Origin of the sequence: Halobacteriovorax sp., assembly GCF_041587335.1 — a bacterium.
Lineage (GTDB): Bacteria > Bdellovibrionota > Bacteriovoracia > Bacteriovoracales > Bacteriovoracaceae > Halobacteriovorax.
Map to the genome: position 1 here is coordinate 31,043 of NZ_JBFGYP010000008.1, position 19,081 is coordinate 50,123.

General features: G+C 34.3%; 18 protein-coding genes. 8 read left to right on the plus strand and 10 right to left on the minus strand.

Annotation, left to right across the window (positions count from 1 at the left end):
• Nucleotides 1-44: 44 nt before the first annotated feature.
• Nucleotides 45-1,097 carry an ABC transporter substrate-binding protein gene (locus tag ABX784_RS02520; protein ID WP_372652177.1) on the plus strand — a complete coding sequence of 351 codons (1,053 nt, stop codon included), beginning with the start codon at nt 45-47 and terminating at the stop codon, nt 1,095-1,097.
• Nucleotides 1,094-1,711, plus strand: coding sequence for an alpha/beta family hydrolase (locus ABX784_RS02525; protein ID WP_372652179.1), 618 nt, complete (start codon nt 1,094-1,096; stop codon nt 1,709-1,711). Before ABX784_RS02520 ends, ABX784_RS02525 begins: the two co-directional genes overlap by 4 nt.
• Here ABX784_RS02525 and leuS read toward each other — a convergent pair.
• The 5 genes from leuS to ABX784_RS02550 form a co-directional block, all read right to left on the minus strand.
• Nucleotides 1,708-4,482: a leucine--tRNA ligase gene (gene leuS / locus ABX784_RS02530; RefSeq protein ID WP_372652181.1), complete on the minus strand. Its 2,775-nt coding sequence runs from the start codon at nt 4,480-4,482 to the stop codon at nt 1,708-1,710. The two genes, ABX784_RS02525 and leuS, sit on opposite strands and share 4 nt — an antisense overlap.
• Before the next feature lie 131 nt (nt 4,483-4,613).
• Complete coding sequence (locus ABX784_RS02535) at nt 4,614-4,883, minus strand: hypothetical protein (protein WP_372652183.1); 270 nt, start codon at nt 4,881-4,883, stop codon at nt 4,614-4,616.
• A gap of 154 nt (nt 4,884-5,037) precedes the next feature.
• On the minus strand, nt 5,038-6,138 hold the full coding sequence (locus ABX784_RS02540) for a FliG C-terminal domain-containing protein (RefSeq protein WP_372652185.1): 1,101 nt from the start codon (nt 6,136-6,138) through the stop codon (nt 5,038-5,040).
• A 65-nt stretch (nt 6,139-6,203) separates the two neighbouring features.
• A complete protein-coding gene (locus tag ABX784_RS02545; RefSeq protein ID WP_372652187.1) occupies nt 6,204-8,141 on the minus strand; it encodes a prolyl oligopeptidase family serine peptidase in 1,938 nt (645 codons plus the stop codon).
• A gap of 48 nt (nt 8,142-8,189) precedes the next feature.
• Nucleotides 8,190-8,621, minus strand: coding sequence for a hypothetical protein (locus ABX784_RS02550; RefSeq protein ID WP_372652189.1), 432 nt, complete (start codon nt 8,619-8,621; stop codon nt 8,190-8,192).
• A 218-nt stretch (nt 8,622-8,839) separates the two neighbouring features.
• Between ABX784_RS02550 and ABX784_RS02555 the strand changes: the two genes are divergently transcribed.
• The 3 genes from ABX784_RS02555 (at nt 8,840) to ABX784_RS02565 (ending at nt 11,619) form a co-directional block, all read left to right on the plus strand.
• The gene (locus tag ABX784_RS02555; RefSeq protein ID WP_372652191.1) at nt 8,840-9,844 is read left to right on the plus strand and encodes a putative zinc-binding metallopeptidase; all 1,005 of its coding nucleotides are present in this window, start codon (nt 8,840-8,842) and stop codon (nt 9,842-9,844) included.
• The gene (locus ABX784_RS02560) at nt 9,841-10,851 is read left to right on the plus strand and encodes an ATP-grasp domain-containing protein (protein WP_372652193.1); all 1,011 of its coding nucleotides are present in this window, start codon (nt 9,841-9,843) and stop codon (nt 10,849-10,851) included. Before ABX784_RS02555 ends, ABX784_RS02560 begins: the two co-directional genes overlap by 4 nt.
• 90 nt (nt 10,852-10,941) lie before the next feature.
• Entirely contained in the window at nt 10,942-11,619 is a 678-nt protein-coding gene (locus ABX784_RS02565) for a ParB-like protein (RefSeq protein WP_372652196.1), read from the plus strand.
• Here the strand turns inward: ABX784_RS02565 and ABX784_RS02570 are convergent.
• The 4 genes from ABX784_RS02570 to ABX784_RS02585 all read right to left on the minus strand — a co-directional run bounded on the left by ABX784_RS02570 (nt 11,616) and on the right by ABX784_RS02585 (nt 14,364).
• A complete protein-coding gene (locus tag ABX784_RS02570) occupies nt 11,616-12,023 on the minus strand; it encodes a response regulator (protein ID WP_372652198.1) in 408 nt (135 codons plus the stop codon). The genes ABX784_RS02565 and ABX784_RS02570 overlap by 4 nt on opposite strands.
• Nucleotides 12,024-12,081: 58 nt before the next feature.
• On the minus strand, nt 12,082-12,768 hold the full coding sequence (locus ABX784_RS02575; RefSeq protein WP_372652200.1) for an START domain-containing protein: 687 nt from the start codon (nt 12,766-12,768) through the stop codon (nt 12,082-12,084).
• A gap of 118 nt (nt 12,769-12,886) precedes the next feature.
• Nucleotides 12,887-13,549, minus strand: coding sequence for a TatD family hydrolase (locus tag ABX784_RS02580; protein WP_372652202.1), 663 nt, complete (start codon nt 13,547-13,549; stop codon nt 12,887-12,889).
• A gap of 41 nt (nt 13,550-13,590) precedes the next feature.
• On the minus strand, nt 13,591-14,364 hold the full coding sequence (locus tag ABX784_RS02585) for a ThiF family adenylyltransferase (RefSeq protein WP_372652204.1): 774 nt from the start codon (nt 14,362-14,364) through the stop codon (nt 13,591-13,593).
• Nucleotides 14,365-14,600: 236 nt separating this feature from the next.
• On the opposite strand from ABX784_RS02585, the gene ABX784_RS02590 reads away from it, so the two are divergent.
• Nucleotides 14,601-15,932 (plus strand): serine protease, encoded by a 1,332-nt coding sequence (locus ABX784_RS02590; protein WP_372652206.1) that lies wholly within the window; start codon nt 14,601-14,603, stop codon nt 15,930-15,932.
• 70 nt (nt 15,933-16,002) lie between these two features.
• On the plus strand, nt 16,003-16,425 hold the full coding sequence (locus ABX784_RS02595) for a hypothetical protein (protein ID WP_372652208.1): 423 nt from the start codon (nt 16,003-16,005) through the stop codon (nt 16,423-16,425).
• Nucleotides 16,426-16,436: 11 nt separating this feature from the next.
• Here the strand turns inward: ABX784_RS02595 and ABX784_RS02600 are convergent, their stop codons facing one another.
• Nucleotides 16,437-17,069, minus strand: coding sequence for a hypothetical protein (locus tag ABX784_RS02600; protein WP_372652210.1), 633 nt, complete (start codon nt 17,067-17,069; stop codon nt 16,437-16,439).
• A 107-nt stretch (nt 17,070-17,176) separates the two neighbouring features.
• On the opposite strand from ABX784_RS02600, the gene ABX784_RS02605 reads away from it, so the two are divergent.
• Nucleotides 17,177-19,081 (plus strand): U32 family peptidase (locus ABX784_RS02605; RefSeq protein ID WP_372652212.1); only part of this gene is annotated, 1,905 nt, incomplete at its 3' end.

Below are 19,081 nucleotides of genomic sequence, written 5' to 3' on the forward strand. Positions count from 1 at the left end.
TACATTTTTTTGTTATAGTCGCCTCTTCTAACTAGAGGGAATAATTGAAAGCACTAATATTTGGTTTATATTTCTTACTAAATTTTTCCATTGCGGCTTCAAAAGGTCCAAAGATAACCTTTATTTCTCCAGATCCAATAAACACTAATAATGAGTTTTGGATAATCACAAATAAGGAAATCATTAAAGCGGCAAAGGATCTCAATATAAATCTCGAGGTTCTATACTCGAGGTCACATTACTCGTTTTATTTAGAGAAAGTGACAGAGGTAATAAAGAGACCTCCGGAGTCTAGACCTGATTACTTAATGATACTTCCGATTAAGAGATCAACTCAGCAAATATTACAACAGTTAGAAACAGCTAAAATAAAAACTCTCTTTATAAATGCGCAAATAAATGAAAAGGAATTACAAGCAACAGGAATACCGAGAGACCTATATAAAAATTGGATTGGTCACTTCTACCCTGATGACACTCAAGCTGCAGCTCTAGCGGCTAATGAAGTTTACAAGGCCTGCGGAAAAAATGCAGAAATAGTTGCAATAAATGGGAGTCACACATCTAATGCTTCTTTAGCTAGAGAGAAGAGCTATATAAATGTCTCCAAAAGTTTATCTCTAAACTTGAAGCAATCATTCTACGGAAATTGGAAAAAGACTAGTGTCTCAAAAATGCTACCTTTTATTGAAATGAGGTATCCCAATCTATGTGGCTTTTTAGTATCAAGTGATTTAATGGCCGAAGCAATAGTAGATCAAAAAAAGAAATCTTATAAAGTCTGTTCAATTGATTGGACCTCTAATGGTCTTCAGCATGTCATAAATGGAGAGCAACTCTGTACTGTTGGTGGGCACTTTTTTGAACCGGCTTTTGCCTTAGTCACACTCTTCGATTACCATATGGGAATAGACTTTAAAGAAGATTTTGGGTTGATTTATAAAACACCTTTTTATATAGCAAATAAAAAGAATGCTCAGAAAATATATACAAAGTTTATAATGAATAAGAATACTATCAACTATAGAAACTACTCAAAGTTTTACAACAAGAAGTTAAAAAAATACAACTTCGTCGATATCTTCAAAAAGTTATGAAAAAAAAAGATCTACTTATTTCAAACAAATCAAAATCTAATAGAATTTTTATTCTTGCCCATGGAGCTGGTGCTCCAATGGACCACGAGTGGATGGAGACTCTCACTCAAAAGTTAGTCAGTAGAGATATTCAAGTCATTCGCTTTGAGTTTCCTTATATGGCCCAGAGAAGAATTGACGGAAAGAAAAGACCTCCGAATACGAAGAAGATATTATTTGAAACATGGCGTGATATTTTCAGCCTTGTTGGAGGTAGTGATGTTTATATTGGAGGTAAATCAATGGGTGGACGCATGGCCACTCTTGTAGCCGATGAATTAAATCCAAAAGGAGTTATTTGTCTAGGCTTTCCATTTCACGCTCCAGGAAAACCTCCAAAGGATAGAATTGATCACTTAAAAGACATTAAGTCTAAAGTACATATCCTTCAAGGAACAAGAGATACAATGGGAACAACTGATGATGTTGGCGGTTACCAATTGAGTAAAAATATAAAGATTCACTGGTTTAAAGATGGTGATCACTCTCTCAAGCCAAGAAAGCGAGAAACCGGCAAGACCCTAGACGATTATCTAGAGCTTGCCGCTATTCAAATTGATAAAATTATTAATTAACCTACGACTATGTTCACAATTTTCTTAGGAACAATAATCTTCTTTTTGATCTCTTTACCTTCTATCCATTTTTGAATTTCTTCACTTTCAAGAACAAGTTTTTCAATCTCGTCTTTAGAGGCATCTAGAGAGATATCCATCAAAAATCTCATTTTCCCATTGATTGAAATAGGATATTTATGAGTGCTCTCAACTAAGTATGATTCGTTAAGTTCTGGAATTTTAGCAAAAGAGATACTTTTGTCATTTCCTAATTCTTTCCAGAGCTCTTCACAGAAGTGAGGCGCAAATGGAGATAGAAGAATAACAAGATCACTTAGAATGTCTTTGCTACGACACTTAAGCTTAGCAAGGTCATTCACACAAATCATAAAAGCAGAAACAGAAGTATTGAAAGAGAATGTATCAATATCCTCATTTACTTTTTTAATACAAGTATGAAGAACTTTAAGCTCTTCTGGTGTTGCCTTATCATTAGAAACAATTAGCTTTTCATCAGTATAGAATAGGTTCCATATTTTCTTAAGGAATCTATGAACCCCTTCAATACCATTTGTGTTCCATGGCTTAGACTGCTCTAAAGGTCCAAGAAACATTTCATATAAGCGAAGAGTATCAGCACCATATTTCTCTACAATTGTGTCCGGGCTTACGACATTGAACATAGACTTACTCATCTTTTCAACAGCGTAACCACAATTATAAACTTCTTTACCGTCAACATCTTCTGTGATGAAAGTTGCTGTTTTAAACTCAGGTCTCCACGCTTTAAAAGCTTCCATATCGAGTTGATCATTATGAACAATATTTACGTCAACATGAATTTCTTGAGTATCGTACTTGTCTTTTAGTCCAAGAGAGACAAATTCATTCTTTCCTTTGAGTCTATATACAAAGTTAGAACGACCTTGGATCATACCTTGGTTTACTAAGCGCTTAAATGGCTCTTCTTTACAGACATAACCTATATCAAAAAGAAATTTATTCCAGTAACGAGAGTAGATTAAGTGTCCCGTTGCGTGCTCAGCTCCACCAATATAAAGGTCAACATCTTGCCAGTAGTTATTAGCTTCTTTAGAGATTAGCCCTTCTTCATTATGTGGATCCATATAACGAAGGTAATAAGCTGAAGAACCTGCAAAACCTGGCATAGTAGACATCTCTAATGGATGTCCATCTTTAGTTTTCCAGTTCTCGGCCCTACCTAGTGGAGGTTGTCCATCCTCAGTAGGAAGGAATTTATCAACCTCAGGAAGTTGAAGTGGAAGATCATCTATGCTCAGAGGAGTTGGCACACCATCTTTAAAATAGATTGGAAATGGTTCACCCCAGTATCTTTGTCTTGAAAAGATTGCATCTCTAAGTCTAAAGTTTGTTTGTTTTTTTCCAATTCCTCTCTTCTCAACTTCATAAATCATCTTTTTAATGGCCTCTTTAACTTTAAGCCCATCTAAGAAGTCTGAATTCATCATTGTTCCATCTTTAGCGTCATAAGACTCTTCAGAGATATCTCCACCAGAAACAACTTGAGTAATTGGAATATTGAAATGTTTTGCAAAGGCGTAGTCTCTTGAATCATGAGCAGGAACGGCCATAACTGCACCTGTTCCATATCCACCAAGAACATAGTCCCCTATCCAAATTGGAACTTCTTTACCAGTAAAAGGGTGAATACAATATGAACCTGTAAATACACCTGAGACACGTTTAACATCGGCCAGTCTATCTCTTTCACTTCTTTTCTTTGTCGCGGCAAGGTACTCTTCTACTTCGCTCTTGTGCTCTGCTGTTGTAACAGTTGCAACATAGTCACTCTCAGGAGCAAGAACCATAAAGCTAACACCAAAAACTGTATCTGCTCTTGTAGTGAATACTTCTATTTTTTCAGAGCTATCTTTAACATCAAATCTTAGTTCTGCACCAACAGACTTTCCGATCCAGTTTTTCTGCATTTCTTTTAAAGAGTCAGACCAGTTTAGCTCATCTAGACCATCTAATAATCTTGGCGCGTAAGCTGAAACTCTAAGACACCATTGTTGCATTTTCTTCTGCTCTACAGGGTGTGATCCTCTTACAGAGAGTCCGTCCTTAACTTCATCATTAGCAAGAACTGTCCCAAGTCCTGGGCACCAGTTAACAGCTGTTTCAGCAAGAAAAGCTAATCTATAGTTTTGTAAAATATTTTCTTTTTCTTTTTCATTAAATGACTTCCACTGATCGGCCGTAAACTCTTCAACCTCACCAGAATGTGCATTTACTTCTGCGTTCCCACTAACTGAAAACTTTTCTACAATTTCAGAAATTGGTTTGGCCTTGTTTTCTCCAAGGTCATAGTAGTGCTCAAACATTTGAATAAAGGCCCACTGTGTCCACTTATAGTACTTTGGATCACAAGTTTGAACCTCTCTATTCCAATCGTAAGAGAATCCAATCTTATCTAATTGTTCTCTATATCTTGCAATATTTTCTCTAGTCGTATCTGCAGGATGTCTTCCTGTTTGAATCGCATACTGCTCTGCTGGAAGTCCAAAAGCATCATATCCCATTGGATGGAGAACATTAAATCCAGCGAGTCTCTTAAATCTTGTATAAATATCTGAAGCGATATAACCAAGCGGATGACCAACATGGAGGCCTGCTCCCGAAGGATATGGAAACATATCTAAAATATAATACTTAGGTTTAGTGCTATTTTCTTCGGCCTTGAAAGTTTGGTTTTCATTCCAATACTTTTGCCACTTTGCTTCAATCTCTTGAAAATTATAACTCATTGCAACATTCCTTATGGGAGATTATATAAAACTCTGAATTTCAAAGGGTATTTTTAAAAAATATTGGGGAAATTGTACAGGAAAAGGGACAGGAAGCCAAAAGGTACTGAGTACCTTTTGGTATTTAAAACCTAAAGTGGGCTACAAGATTGTAGACAAATTTGTCTTTGAGTTGCTTCTGGTAGTGTATTACAGTAGTTCACACATGCAGGCACAGACTTGTAATCAACATTATCTAAACAACCCTGCATGATTGCATTGTGACATTGTTGAAAGTCTTCTCTTACAGTAATTTCAGCACAAACTTCATTTGCTTCGATTGCACAAATTCTTACATGTGGAGCCGCTGATACATTTGACATAACTAGTGTTAACCCTAAAATTACTAATAAATTTTTCATATTTACTCCTATTAATTAAATAAGAGCAATTACTAACCAATACTAAAGACTTAGCCAATTGATTATGAACTTTTTTCTTAGTTTTAGTCTTTCTAGAAAGGTTTTAGGCACTTCAGTCAATAGAAGCACCCATACCGCAGTCAGTCAAAACAGGTTATACTAGAATCTCATAAGAAGTTGGATCTAGAACAAGCTCCCCCGCCCTTTCTTTCATTCTGATAAATTTGACGATTTCATCTTGGGCCTTATTGATGGCAGATGGAGATTTAGGCTGATCAAGCTTAAAGAGGAATTCTTCTCTCATTGTATCGGTAACTTCACTAATTAAGTCATATACAAGCTCTTTAGTTGCAAGCCTCAAAGAAGCGGCCAACAAGTCTAAATTAACCTCAAGTAAAAACATTCTTTTCATCTCTAGCGTCATATATCTAAGTCTATCAATATTTTCACATTGCTCACGAATATTATTGGCAAGAGCAAGGTTATCCTCAGAAATCTTTCTTAATACTTTTTCTAATTCTGATTCCGATAAACCGTTGAAGGTAGAAACTTCTAGGCCTTTTTGTTTTATTTGTTTTTTTGAAATAACAGTATTTATAGATTTGAAAATAACACTCTCCAGAGCATCATTAAACTTTAACCCCATCTTAAAAAGTTCAGAACCTTTTTCAGATGAAACAAAGTACGGTGTTATATAGCAAATAGTTGCAAGAACTCCTGATGAAAGGTTTTGGTCAGAGATGGCCGAAACATAGACAGTACTCCCCTCTAAGAACTTTGCACTCTCTCGTTCATGAATAACAAGACTAAGTCCATTCACTGAAAGATCTTTTAGTATGCATGATATACTTTCTATATTTTCATCTTTTCCAACTTTAAGTGAAACATTCTTATAGTCTTGATACTTAAAAGAGAATCTCTCAACAGTTCTTCTCTCTCTCATCATAAGCTCTACAGGAGTTTTCATAATCACATCAAGGCCGTCAGTTTTGAACGCCTCTTTTTTGAAGAGGTAATCTTCTTTTGCATAGTGAATAAAGATAGGGTTATCTTTAGTTAATTGATAATCAGCATTAGTATACCCATCTTCTAAATGAATTGTTGTTGTAGAATCAGTGACCTCTAGAAACTTGGCTGAAAATTTAATTTTCTCAGTGCCACGATTTTGCCAAACAGTTACACTCTCACCACTTTCCATAACGTGAAGTAACTTCTCTTTTATTATATCTTTTCTATATGTTGACCACATTTTCATAAACTAAAGCGCCCCTTGTCTTGATACTATTCTCCCAGAAATTTTATAAAATTAAAGAGAGAATATTATTTCAACCATTTCATAAAAAAGTTTAAAGAATGACCTGTACTTAAAGTTTTATTTGACCTCTTTCTTACTCCATGCCCCTCGTCAGCAAATAAAATCAGACTAGATTCTATTCCTTTTTTCTCAAGTGCTTGTTGAAACTGAATGGCCTCTCCTGCAGGAACACGTGGGTCATTTGCCCCCTGTATAATTAATAATGGAGCTTTTACTCTATCCAAATAATTAATCGGGGAAAGCTTCTCAAGTACCTCTCTATCTTTTTCTAAATAACCGTACTCAGTCTCTCTAAGGTAGCGTCTATAATCTGCTGTATTCTCTAAAAAGGTTACAAGACTACTCATACCTACTCTAGCAACTCCAGCATCAAAATGGTCAGAGAATACAGTCATTCCATAAAGAGTTGAATACCCACCATAAGAGCCTCCAGTAATACCTACTTTTGGAACAACTCCATTCTTGGCCCAAGCTTTCTTAATAAAGATAGAGCTATCTCTAATATCTGTAATTACAGATAATCGTTTTCTACCATTATCAGCATTTAGCCATTGCTTACCATAGCCTCTGGAACCACGAACATTTGGCATAACATAAATAAATCCTCTTTTCGTAAAGAGTTCCGCATAAGGACTAAATCCAGGAAGGGATTGTGACTCAGGGCCTCCATGAAACGAAATAATAACTGGGCATGTTTTCTCTTCACATTCTTTAGGTCTTTTTACAAACATAGGAATCGAAGTTCCATCTTCTGCTGGATAATATTCAAGAGACCAAGGAGTATAACCACTAGTATCAATCTCTGGCGAACTTGGTATTGTCCATTCGTTGAGTTTTCCAGTACTCCAGTTATAGACATAACTTACTCTAGGCTTATTATAGAATACCTGTCCAAAAATAGTGTACTTTGAATCATTAGTGGTTGAACCAAAAAATGTGTGAGTAGCTTTTCCAAACTTAGGATAAGAGATGGGCTTAAAAGTCTTCCCATCCAGTGCCTTAATTTTGAAATATCCCTTATCGTTATATCTTAAAAGGATTCTAGAGTAGTCCTTACTCACTGAAAAACTTTTTATGTTCATTTCTACTTTTTCAGTAATTGGTTCAAACTTTTTTCCATCATAAAGATATAGACGATTAAAGTTATCAAATTTATTTGTTAGAACAATATACTTTCCATCTTCAGAAGATTTTCGAATACTATAATACTCACTTTCACCTTGTCCTAGAATAGGCTTTGAAGTACTCGTTTTTCTATCAAATAAGAAATACTCCCTCCCAATATTACCAAGAGCATGACCAAGAATCATATTTCCATCATTTAGGATTTCAACAATCCACCAATATCCCTCGCCTTTATATACTAACTCTTTTCTTTTTGTTTTGATGTCATACTCATATATCCCCCAAGTGGTTGGGGAAATATCATTGGCCCTAAAGTAGATTTTAGATCCGTCCTCATTTTGATCTAAGTATGAAACCTTAACTTTTGTTTTACCAAAAATTTTAATTAGCTCTCCACCACTCTTTGCATTCTGTAGAAACAAGGTTGGATACTCATCGCCTCCCTGATCTCTTGATAGAATTAAATATTTCCCATCATTAGAAATATCCTCTAGAGATGTCGCATTCTCTCCACCAGTCATTTGAATAGGAAAAGATTTAGGTCCTGTAATTTTCCAAATTTGTCTAACTCCAGTGACAGTCCAAGAAAAGAACATCTGCTTTCCATCAGGAGTTAATTGGCCAAGTCCAGTTGTACGGATTTCATTCTGGGCCTCAATTTCTGTTTTGAGTTCTTTTGGTATTGCTTTAGGTGAGTATTTTTTTAGGACTACGGAATCTATAGCCTCTACGCCATGACCACTATAGCCACCTATAGTACTCTTAGAGCAAGAAGATATTAAAAGGCATATTAGAATCGATATTAGGTTTGTATACATATTTTTCTCCATTTCACTACAGTATAAATGGAGAATTTCAGAAGTCTATTACTCTATAGCACAAGATTTTTTATTAATACTATAGAACTCTCTTTGATTGAGTAAATTAGCTCTCGATTTTTCGATATTAAGCTGATGATTAATTTTTATCAATTCTTTATTATCAAATATACTTGCACAAATTAAGTCACTGAGTTCAATGTATTTGATTAAAAATTTAACAACTTTCTTTTTCCCAGATGTATTTTCACTTGCCGATGCCATATAGCTTACATCTTTTATTGCTTTAGTGTACTCACTAATTTCAGTTAAACCAAGAGTTGCAGCTGTACCATAAACTCTATCAATCATCTGACCTACTTCTTCAAATTTAGAATTATCTTCAAGTTTTGTGCTAATAAGAGAAGATATTGAAAGAGACATAGAATTTCTAATTTGCTTAACTTCATCAACAAAGAATGTCAGCATTTCAGTGTCCATAAATCTTCCCTACAATTTGAGTTATTATAATTATAAACAATATCGGTAGATTTCTTCTAAACTTTTAGCTTAACTTTTTTAATATACATATATTAACAGTAAATTAAAGCCTTTAGATAAAGAGTAAAGTAACTGTTTTAAACTAGAAAAGTGCCCCAAAAGTAAGTAAAAAAGACCTAAGTACTTGTAAATAAAATGAATACAGATTAGATTTCGATATGTCTAAAAAAGTACTAAATGAGGAAAGTAAGACCTCATTTCTAAACACACCTCTATGCCAACTCGATCTTCAATTCAAAGGAAGTCTCGTTGAAGAATGTCTTAAGAAAGTGCAAGACGAACTCAAAGAGAAAGGTCTCAATTTTAGGTTTCATTACTGGATATCTGATGACTGGTTCTGCCCTGACGGGATATCTGGAATAGCAATCCCCTTCTACCTTCTTAATTCTAAAATAGAAAAACTTGAAAAAGAGTATGTAGGACAAGTCGAAGGGAAAACAAAAAGCGAATGCTTGAAACTTATAAGACATGAAGTTGGCCATGCAATTGATAACGCATTCAATCTTAGGGAATGCTCAATTAGAAAAGAATTATTTGGAGATAGTAATTTAAGATATCCCAAAGAATATATTAGAAAACCATTTTCAAAAAACTATGTTAAGCATCTTAGTGAAAACTATGCGCAAGCTCATCCTGATGAAGATTGGGCCGAAACATTTGCTGTTTGGTTAACCCCTAACTCAGAGTGGAAACAAAAGTATTCAAATTGGAAGGCAATCGAGAAGTTAAACTATCTAGACCAAGTAATGAATTCTTTAAGAGGAAAAAAGGCGAAGTGTCTATGTCGAGATACAATTGATGAAATTGAAACACTTGGTATTACACTTAAAACCTATCTAAACCGCAAGAGTAAATTGAAAAGAAAATACCAAACACCTATCTTTAACAGCAGTATAAAGAAACTGTTCTCTACTGGAAGAAAATCCAATGCTCTAAACTTTATCAACGCAAATGAGAAAGAACTTTGTTTAAAAGTTGCAAAAAATACTAATCAGTATCATTATATAGTTAGAGATGTATTAAAAGAGCTGAAGTCAGAGTGTAGAAAAAATCAACTTACACTTAAAAGGCCTGTGCGAGAAACACGTACTTTACTTATTAATCTTCTAAGTAGATCAACAGTACTTTATGTAAAACAAGGGAAGAATAAGGTAGTCATGTGAAAATACTCGTTTTAATGCATAAAGATCTAGTCCCTCCTGAAAATATACACGAAGATAAATTTGATAAAGATGAAGTTCCTTGGATAACGGAATATGATGTAATAAAAGCACTAAAAGAGCTTGGGCATAAAGTTAAGGCCTGTGGTGTAATCAGTGATCTGAAAGTAATAAAAAGCGCAATTGATGAGTTTAAACCTACATTAATTTTTAACTTGCTAGAAGAGTTTGATGGAGAAGTTATCTTTGATCAAAATGTGGTTAGTTATCTAGAGCTGTTACGAGTTCCGTATACTGGCTGCAATCCAAGAGGTTTAATGCTGGCAAGAGATAAAGCTCTAGCAAAAAAAATCTTACTATTTCATCGCCTTAAAACACCTTACTTTCAAGTCTTCCCTAAAAATAAAAAGACAAAGAAAGCTAAGCATCTTAAATATCCTCTCATTGTAAAATGTCTAACAGAAGAAGCCTCCCTAGCAATTGCAAAGGCCTCAATTGTTCAAAGTGAAGAGAAACTAAAAGAGAGAGTTCAGTATATAAATCAAAAAATTGGTGTTGATGCAATCGTTGAAGAGTTTGTAGAAGGCAGAGAGTTTTATGTTGGTGTGATGGGAAATTACAAACTAAAAACTCTACCCGTCTGGGAGCTAAAATTTGAAAAAGTAGATCGTCCAGAAAAAGAGCTTTACTCAAATCGAGCCAAATGGAATAACAAATATAGAGACAGAAAAGGTATAAAAACAGAACATGCACAGCTCGATGATGAGACTGTGAAGAGAATAAATCATATCTGCAAGAAAGCTTACAAACACTTAAACTTGAATGGATATGCCAGAGTCGACTTGCGAATGAACGCAGACGGAGAGATTTACATCATTGAAGTAAATCCTAACCCAAACATTGCGAGAGAAGATGAATTTGCGACATCTGCTAACTATGAAGGTAAGAAATACACTGATCTTATTACTGATATTCTAAGACTATCAAAATCATGGGCTAAAAAGGTCTAATCTCCAGAAAACAGCTAGATAGATAAAATGTGAAACTTTAAATCGTAGTAAATTTGCTTATTGAATAATGATTTAATAAGGTATTTCACTATGAAACAATTTATGATTTGCCTACTTATATTTCTACCACTTTCTGTTGCCTCAAAGACAACAAAAGAGGCTCACTTTATCTCATTAGAGAGAGTTCATCCAACACAAGCATTTATAGGCCTTGATCAAATTCCTTCAAAAATTAAGAAAATTGAAAAGAAGTATAAAAAGAATAAGCTTACTGAATACTTAAAAGAAAAATGGACTCCCGCAATTATTGGTCCTGACAATAAGTATTGGATTATCGATCGTCACCATTTGAGTTACTCTATTTTAAAATCTAAAATACCAAATAAAAAGCAAGGTCTATTCATTAAAGTAATTTTTGATTGGTCTAGTTATAGCTGGAGTTACTTTAAGGAGAGAATGAATGATAAATCATTCCTATATCTAAAGGATGATAAATTTAAACCTATAACTTTTGAAGAACTTCCACTGAGTATAGGTAAACTTAGAGACAATCCCTATAGAAGTCTCGCCTATTTTGCTAGAGAAAAGAATTGCTTTAATAAAGTGAATGTTCCATTTCTAGAATTTACTTGGGGAGAATACTTTTATAAAAAAGGCATTAGTATTAGCGATAAAATTAACTATAAGAAGCCTATAAAACAAGCTCTTAAACTATGCAAGCATGACTCAGCAAGACACCTTCCAGGCTTTATAAGTAGAAAGAATTAAGCAGACTTTCTCTTCATAACTTCATTAATCTTACTTATTAATTTTTTTTCATCAAATGGCTTAATTAAATACTGTGAAACACCATGATTTATGGCCTCTACCACATGTGTCCTGTCTGAGTCCGCCGTAACCATGACAAATGGTATTTCATTGAAATCGGCATTTCTTTTCAAATAATCTAAGAAATGGATTCCATCTAATTCTGGCATTTCCCAATCAGCAAGAATCATATCGATTGTTTTATTTTCCATATAAGACTGTTCAACATAATCGACTGCCCTAACTCCATCTTTTTCAGTATGGATATTTTTATATCCATTTTTACGAAGTAAGGTTCTCATATAGTTAATAACATCATCATCATCATCAACAATTAGAATATTCATATGTGTATTAGTTCTCATGCTTCATTATAAGAATTAATAACTAAGTAAATTATGAAGAAGTATTAAAATATATATACTATTTAAGAGAATCTAATTTCTTAAGTAAGTCTTTAATACCTGACCTAAGAGGAACTTTTGAATTAACTGCTTCTTTTTCAAGTGCCATTAGAAATTGATATGGGAGTCTTTTTTGCAGCATATTTACAAGCCAAATAGGAAGAGAGCCCTTTGGGTCAACTAAGAGAGTCATTAGAACTGACGAATGAGCTCCTTTTCGTCTAAATTTTAATGTACCAAATGTCACATTTGCTCTTACAATATCTTTTGCAAGAGGATAGCTATCGTCTTCGATTGAGAATGTATCAACAACTAAGTACTTATTTTCAATATCTAATCTCAACTCATTCATTTGAACCATATCTCTATCAGCTGCAGGCCAAGGTAGATCATTATTAGTATAAGTGATTGCCTTTAAATCAGAGAACTCTTTTATAGTAGACTTCTCTGTAATATTCGGGGCCCAGTTAATTGTCCCCTCAACATCACGAAGAGTAGCAAGAATATTTTCTAAAGGAGCAACTAGTACAGCTTCTGCTTTAAAACCAACAATACTGGAATGCTTAGATTTTTGAGAGTAAACAGTTACTCCATCTTTTGTATAAACTTCTTTCCACTCTGATGGATTAAAGAAATCATCTAAAGAATTATTCGCAAATATAGAAACAGATATTAGAAAAAGTAGAAAAAAAGATATAAACTTCAAACTTGTCACCTCATAAAAACAATCATTCAATGCTACCATAAACTTGTCTATTTCATATGGGAAATATATGACAAAAAGAAGTATGTCTGAAGCAGTATTAGCTATATAAATTAAGACGTTATAAGTTTTTTAAATATATAAAGTTTTTCATGGACTGCTGACTTAAATTGTCCATTTTTATACCTAGGAATATAGATGCTTCCCTGTAAGCTTCATCTATAGAAAATCTCGATTGATCATCAGTTTCAATAAATAACCTATTAAGAGGTATATGACTTAAAGAATTCATTGCCTTTGACTCTTTTTGAAATAACATATTCCCGTATGAAAAGTAATCTCCTCGACCAAGAAGCTTTTCTGTCATTTCTTCATTACCATTGTAATCATGAAAGACAAGCACTCCTTTATAACCAACTTTTTTAACAGAATTTAATATCTCTTGATACGCTCGAACGCAATGAATAATAATAAACTTATCTTTCCTATCAATTGCAATTTTTAATTGAAACTCAAAGAACTCTACTTGCTTAGAAAACTCAACGGATTTAAAAGAGCGGTCTAGTCCTATCTCACCAATACAAGTTATACTTTCACTTAAAAAAGTTTTTAGAATTTTGTCTCTAGACTCTTCATCAAAATCATCAATCCACCAAGGGTGAATTCCTGCACATCTATAATCGCCAAGAGTGAACTCTTTTTCACCATTTCTTATATCTGCATTATAAAAGCTAATGACACCATCTTCTTTTCTAGGTGAATGTGTATGAAAGTTTAGAATCATAATCTTATTATAAGTTGAAAAGGTGAATATTCAAAATTAAGTTATTTTGAACAGATTGCCTTAATAACTTCACTAGCAGCAATGAAGCCAATAGTCCCAGTAACAAAGCTAGCACTCCCATAGCCAGTATAACAATCTAGACGATAACTCTTCTGTTCTTCTTTTTGAATCTGGCACACTGAACCATCTTCATTTGCTAAGAATGGCAGTTCTGTAGAAAAAACACTTATGACATTAAATAAGCGATTATCTTTTGGAAAAGAATACTCTTTACGAAGCTGCTTTCTAACTCTTTGAAGTAGTCTATCATTCCAGGATTTAGATAAGTCCTCAACAATCACCTTTGATGGATCTTGCTTACCGCCTCCTCCACCAACAGTTAGAATAGGCAACTCTCTTTTTACACATTCATTTATAAGAAGAATTTTACTCTCTAATGAGTCAATTGCATCTACTACATAATTAAAATTTGAGGAAAGAATTGAATCCGCAGTAGAGCTTGTAAAGAAATCTTCAATTGAGTTGATCTTGACATCAGGATTTATGAGCTTACAACGCTCCTCGAGGGCATGAACTTTCAATCTGCCAATATTCCCATCCAGAGCATGGAGCTGTCTATTCACATTAGTGATGCAAATATCGTCTAAATCAACTATCGTCACTTCACCAACGCCAGATCTGACGAGGGCCTCTACTGTCCATGAGCCAACCCCACCTATGCCGACAACACATACATGTGCAGACTTTAATGCCATCTCAGCATGTGAACCATACAGTCTTGAAATACCGCTAAATCTATATTTATCATTACTCATAATTTTATTTAACATATCTGTATTAAGTTGGAAAAGTGTACTTATAAGATTACATAGCTATTAATAAATAATAGTGGTGCACTTTAGAACTAGTAGGCTTTAAATTATCAAAAAATGTTAAATTTAGTACTAATTAACTAACTTTTCCTCACTTCATTATTACATTATTACAGGTATCGACATTTCAATTGCTAGCATCCTTCAGAATGTGGTGAAATATGAATAAGGGAGAATGCATGAACAAAATAAGTTTAATAATTTCACTAGGTTTACTCTTAACAATCTCATCATGTGAAGATGATGTTGCTAAATGTGAAGACACATTTAAAAGTGATTATAATTCATTAAAAGAATCATTCACGAGTATCTACAACTCTACTTCATCAACAGAAGAATTTAACTTATTTTCAAATTCTGTTACTGAGTTCACAAGTAAGTACCCTTCAAAATGTACAGTTGATGGTGAAGTCTATGATGTAAAAGATGAACTCACAGCATTTGTTTCCCAGTCTACAGTTAAAGAGCTTCTAGGACCTAAGGTCATATACGGAAAAGATGACAGACTAGATATAGCTAACTCTACTGATCCTAGACATGCAGAATGGGCAAAATCAGTAGCGATTCAAATATCTTCAATTAGCATTGGTGAAAATGGGGAGTTATCTCCAAGTACAATTCAAGAAACGATGTCTCTATGCCCTACTGAAGAGTTTGCTAATCAAATAAACCCAGGTAGATGCTCTGGCTTCCTAGTTGGAGAAAATACACTTGTTACAGCTGGTCACTGTGTTGAAGATCTATCGGATTGTACTAACAACAAATGGGTATTTAATTTTCAAGCAGGAACATCAACTCTAGATTCATCTCAAATCTATTCATGTAAGAGCATTATCTCTCAAGAGCTAAGTAGTTCAACAAATGCTGATTATGCAGTAATTGAACTAGATAGAGTTGTAGAGAATGCAAGGCCACTAACTTTTAGAACTTCAGGAGAAGTTAAAGCTGGTGACAACATCACTGTCATGGGACACCCTTCAGGATTACCAATGAAAGTTGCAGCTGGAGCAACAATAAGATCAGCATCAGATGATTGGTACTTTGTTGGAAACCTCGACACATTTGGTGGAAACTCAGGATCGCCAGTATTCAATACTGATACAGGTGTAATTGAAGGAATACTAGTAAGAGGTGAAACTGATTACTCTTGGTCAAGAGATGATGATGGAAACTCTTGTAGAGTTGTCTACCAATGTGAGGATGACTCGTGCAGAGGTGAAGATGTTACTAGAATAACTAAAGTGACAGGGCTTCCTAAGCAAGTCACTTCAGCAGGGATTCTTGCAGAATTCTTCGATGGATCAGATCTATCCCTAGAAAACAAAGGTATTGCTTTTAAAGTACAAGTGAAACAAGGTGCTGATAAATACTTGGCCGGTACAAAGTTCTTAGACCTATGTGCTATGCATACAGCTCAAAACGAAACACCTTTTACATGGGAAGACTCAACTATTGTTAACTGTGATGATGAAGATTCATTATTACAAATAGTTGAAACCTATAGACAATAAAAAATCTTTTTAACAAAATCTTCATACTCCTTAGATATCCTTTAAATAGAAGGAAACTAAGGAGTTTAAGATGCTCTCAACACAATTGCACCCTATTGCAGAGGCCGATGAAGACGAAGTAGAAATGTACTACAAAGTCGAAGAAACAATGGTCGAAAATGGTCACTTAAAAATGAGTGATGAAGAACTTCACGATGAGATTGACACTCACCATAGCGTCTATTTCTTAAAAACACATGAACATTTTCACTATGTTACATTGATAGCCTCGATGTATATTTACTATATTGCATATGAACAATACGTTGCCTATTCAGGTCCATCATTCTTTGGAATTATTATTGCTATGTTAGGAACAGCAATGCTTCTAGTTAGCTGGGTAATTGCCCACCCAATTTTGAAGCACGAAAAGGAAGTTAAAGAATACTATAGAAATCACAGAATGCTATTCTTTCATGGCAAGGATCATCAAAAGCTGAGTAACTTAAGATAAAAGAACTGGGACTAAGTGAGCATCGACCACTTAGTTCCATCATACTTGTAATTCTGTAATTTAAGTTTATTTTGAGAACATTTGGCACAAGGCTGATACCACGGATCAGATTTAACAATTTCCCAGTCAGGATCAATAGTTCCCTTTAACTCCTCAAGAAGCTCGACACTTGTTTTTCTAAGAACTGAAAAGCGTTCATAGAGAGTTCTCATAGGAGTGGTATATACATCCTCTAATATTAAAGAATTTATCTTAGAAGGTATTTGAGTTTGAATTAGATCTCTCTGGGTAACAAACCTAGCATTACAATTAGAGCAGCAGTGAACCTTTAGGTTTTCAAGCTTCTCGTCTTTGAATTCTGCAAGCTGCGTAAGAACATCTTTATCAAGTTCAATACAACTAAAATAGATCCCAATAACAGATCTTAACTTCCAAAATAGTGTAAGACTCCATGGGTCTGAAAAATGAATATCATTTAAAGTTCCAGCGCCACCAAAAGCTTTCGTATAGTGATCATAAGAGTCTGAAAAGTTCTGATCTAACATCTTTTCTACAGAAGACATCCAGTGGGACCACTGATGATGATTCTCATAGTCTAAGAGTGCTGAAAATGAGCTTAAAAAGAGTTTCAATTTATCTTGCATTGTTATTCACCTTGATAAGTATTTTATAGCAAATTCAGACCTTTATGTCGTGTAATTCTTTTCATTTCCGTTGTACTTTCAAGTACTCTCTGCTACTTATCAGGGTTATGACAAAAAAACCTGAATTACTTCTCCCTGTTGGAAATATTGAAATGTGCCAAGCGGCCATACACAATGGTGCAAATGCTATTTACGTTGGCATGCCTGAATTTAATGCAAGAGGTAGAACTACCAATCACAGCTTTGAGCAATTAGAAGAGATCATCAAACTCTGTCATACATACGATGTAAAAGTTAATGTTGCTTTTAATATTGTAATTTTCGAGCAAGAACTAGAAAAAGCAATAGAGCTATTAAATAAACTACTCCCCCTCGCTCCTGATGCAATTATTGTTCAGGACCTAGGCCTTGTGAAAATAATAAAAGAAATTGCCCCATGGCAAGTTGTTCACGCCTCTACTCAGATGACAGTTACAAATGAAATGGCCATTGAGTTAACAAAAGACCTAGATATTCAACGATATGTTCTTGGTAGAGAGAATAGTTTAGAAGAAATAAAAATAATTAAAGAGAACACAGATAAAGAACTTGAAGTCTTCGTACATGGAGCTCTTTGTGTTGCATACTCTGGACAGTGTTTTACGAGTGAGAGTATCGGCGGAAGAAGTGCTAATAGAGGACAGTGTGCTCAAAGTTGTCGCTTTGAATATGATCTAATTGTTGATGATAAAAAAGTCGACCTCGTAGATCAGAAGTACCTAGTCTCCCCTCAAGACCTATGTGGAATAGATGATGTTGCAAAACTAGAAGCAATAGGTGTTGATTCATTGAAAGTTGAAGGAAGATTAAAGAGCCCATTATTTGTGGCCAGTGTTGCCAACACTTATAGAAATGCAATTGATAATGGATCAGTATCGAAAACAGAAAAAGAGAATATGGCAATCACCTACTCCAGGGGATTTTTTCCAGGTTGGCTCCACGGTGTGAATCATCAAGATTTAGTAGATGGAACCTTTGGTAGTAATAGAGGATTGAAAATTGGACAGGTCCAAGAAGTTAGAAATAGATCTATAATTATAGCATCTGACAAGAATCTAGAGAAAGGTGACGGTTTATTATTTGCCAGTGTTTCTGAGCCAAAGAAGAAAGAAACTGGTGCCATGATCTATGATATAAGAACTTTAAAAAATAGACGATTTGAAATCTACCTGCCGAAAGAATTTAAAATTACTAATGTGAAAGAGGGATATAATGTATACCAAACTTCTTCACCACAACTTGTAAAATCATTAACAAAGTCATTTACAGATAAGAACTTACTATCAAAGAGACCAATAACAATTGAGCTAACAGCAAAAGTTTGTGAAAACCTATCTATAAGAGTCTCGCAGAATGAACTTGAAGTTATAATAAAAGATGAATTAATTTTAGAAGAATCTAAAAATAAACTAAATATTAAGAACATTAAAAAAGAGTTAACTGCACTCAGCTCGACTCCTTTTGAATGTAAGTCACCGGAGATAATTCTTTCAGAGAAGTCTCCTTTTATTCCAAACAAAACTTTAAAGAAATTAAGACAAAGAGCAATTAATAACTTATTAGATAAAGTTATAGACAGACCAAAGAGAGAGCTTAACAGCTTCACTCTTCCAGAGGTGTCAAACTCTACGATAGCAACTTCACCTAAGATAAGATTACTTCTAAGGGAAATATCACAACTTGAACAACTGCTTCCTATCTTAAATAACAATGATCATGTTAAAAATAATATCGATTTCATTATCCTTGATTATGAATTTGGAAGAGACTACGTTCAATCTTTAGAACTACTGAGAAACTCCAACATTAAATCTGCAATAGCAACCAATCGTATACTAAAGCCAGGTGAATACCATCACTTGAAACTCCTTCTAAGAATTAAACCTGACTATATACTCGTTAGAAACTTAGGGGCCCTTCAATTTATTAAAGAGAATGATTCAAAACAAAAAATGATTGGAGACTTCAGTCTA

Excerpts from the sequence above, each read along its gene's own strand:
- ABX784_RS02545 (WP_372652187.1), bottom strand. The coding sequence starts at position 8,141 with ATGTATACAAACCTAATATCGATTCTAATATGCCTTTTAATATCTTCT.
- ABX784_RS02590 (WP_372652206.1), top strand. The coding sequence starts at position 14,601 with ATGAACAAAATAAGTTTAATAATTTCACTAGGTTTACTCTTAACAATC.
- ABX784_RS02595 (WP_372652208.1), top strand. The coding sequence starts at position 16,003 with ATGCTCTCAACACAATTGCACCCTATTGCAGAGGCCGATGAAGACGAA.
- ABX784_RS02600 (WP_372652210.1), bottom strand. The coding sequence starts at position 17,069 with ATGCAAGATAAATTGAAACTCTTTTTAAGCTCATTTTCAGCACTCTTA.
- ABX784_RS02525 (WP_372652179.1), top strand. The coding sequence starts at position 1,094 with ATGAAAAAAAAAGATCTACTTATTTCAAACAAATCAAAATCTAATAGA.
- ABX784_RS02580 (WP_372652202.1), bottom strand. The coding sequence starts at position 13,549 with ATGATTCTAAACTTTCATACACATTCACCTAGAAAAGAAGATGGTGTC.
- ABX784_RS02540 (WP_372652185.1), bottom strand. The coding sequence starts at position 6,138 with ATGAAAATGTGGTCAACATATAGAAAAGATATAATAAAAGAGAAGTTA.
- leuS (WP_372652181.1), bottom strand. The coding sequence starts at position 4,482 with ATGAGTTATAATTTTCAAGAGATTGAAGCAAAGTGGCAAAAGTATTGG.
- ABX784_RS02555 (WP_372652191.1), top strand. The coding sequence starts at position 8,840 with ATGTCTAAAAAAGTACTAAATGAGGAAAGTAAGACCTCATTTCTAAAC.
- ABX784_RS02565 (WP_372652196.1), top strand. The coding sequence starts at position 10,942 with ATGAAACAATTTATGATTTGCCTACTTATATTTCTACCACTTTCTGTT.
- ABX784_RS02550 (WP_372652189.1), bottom strand. The coding sequence starts at position 8,621 with ATGGACACTGAAATGCTGACATTCTTTGTTGATGAAGTTAAGCAAATT.
- ABX784_RS02535 (WP_372652183.1), bottom strand. The coding sequence starts at position 4,883 with ATGAAAAATTTATTAGTAATTTTAGGGTTAACACTAGTTATGTCAAAT.
- ABX784_RS02585 (WP_372652204.1), bottom strand. The coding sequence starts at position 14,364 with ATGAGTAATGATAAATATAGATTTAGCGGTATTTCAAGACTGTATGGT.
- ABX784_RS02570 (WP_372652198.1), bottom strand. The coding sequence starts at position 12,023 with ATGAGAACTAATACACATATGAATATTCTAATTGTTGATGATGATGAT.